Consider the following 1,180-nt stretch of genomic DNA (forward strand, 5'->3'; position numbering starts at 1 on the left):
CGGTTGACCACGCGGCATGCACGCATATGGGTCGGCATCGACGCCGGCAAGGGGCACCACTGGGCGGTGGCCGTCGATACCGACGGCGAAACGGTGTTCTCGACGAAGGTGATCAACGACGAGGCCCAGATCCTGACGCTCATCGACACGGCCCGGGAGAAGGCCGCCGAAGTCCAGTGGGCGGTGGACATCTCCGGCCGGGCCTCCGCCCTGCTGCTGGCGTTGCTGATCGCGCACGGCCAGCGGGCCGTCTACGTGCCCGGCCGCACCGTCAACCGGATGACCGGCGCCTACAGCGGCGAGGGCAAGACCGACGCCAAGGATGCCCGTGTCATCGCCGACCAGGCCCGCATGCGCCGGGACTTCGCCCCGATCGAGACGCCGCCGGAGCTGGTCTCCACACTCCAGCTGCTGACCGGCTACCGACGAGACCTCATCGCCGACCGGGTCCGCCTGATCAACCGGATGCGTGATCTGCTGGTCGGCATCTGCCCCGCCCTGGAGAGGGCCTTCGACTACTCGGCCGCCAAGGGCCCCGTCGTCATGCTGACCGAATACCAGACCCCGGCAGCTCTGCGCCGGATCGGCGTCAAGCGGCTGACCACCTGACTGGAGCGCCGCAAGGTCCGCGGCGCCGACGCCGCCGCGGCCAAGGCCGTCGAGGCCGCCCAGTCCCAGACGACCGCTCTGCCCGGCCAGGACCGGGCCGCGAAGCTGGTGCGCGACCTGGCCCACCAGCTCCTCGCCTTGGACGAGCGGATCAAGGACAACGACCGGGAGATCCGCGAGAGCTTCCGCACTGACGAGCGCGCCGAGATCATCGAGTCCCTGCCCGGCATGGGTCCCATCCTGGGCGCCGAGTTCGTCGCCATCGTCGGTGACCTGTCCGGCTACCGCGACGCAGGCCGCCTCGCCTCGCACGCCGGCCTCGCCCCGGTGCCCCGCGACTCCGGCCGCCGCACCGGCAACTACCACCGGCCCAAACGCTACAACCGGCGCCCGCGCCGGCTGTTCTACATGTCCGCGCAGTCCGCGATGATGCGGCCGGGCCCGTCGCGGGACTACTACCTCAAGAAGCGCGGTGAGGGGCTGCTGCACACGCAGGCCCTGCTCGCGCTCGCCCGGCGCCGCGTCGACGTGCTGTGGGCGATGCTGCGTGACAAGAGACTGTTCACCCCCG

Annotated in this window: 1 pseudogene; it reads left to right on the forward strand. The window is 71.0% G+C overall.

Going from position 1 to position 1,180, the window contains the following annotated elements:
• Positions 1–3 precede the first annotated feature (3 nt).
• Positions 4–1,180, forward strand: a pseudogene (locus tag ACGF8A_RS34550) (IS110 family transposase); the annotation flags it as partial.

It is taken from the genome of Streptomyces sp. NPDC047706 (assembly GCF_043204795.1).
Taxonomy (GTDB): domain Bacteria; phylum Actinomycetota; class Actinomycetes; order Streptomycetales; family Streptomycetaceae; genus Streptomyces.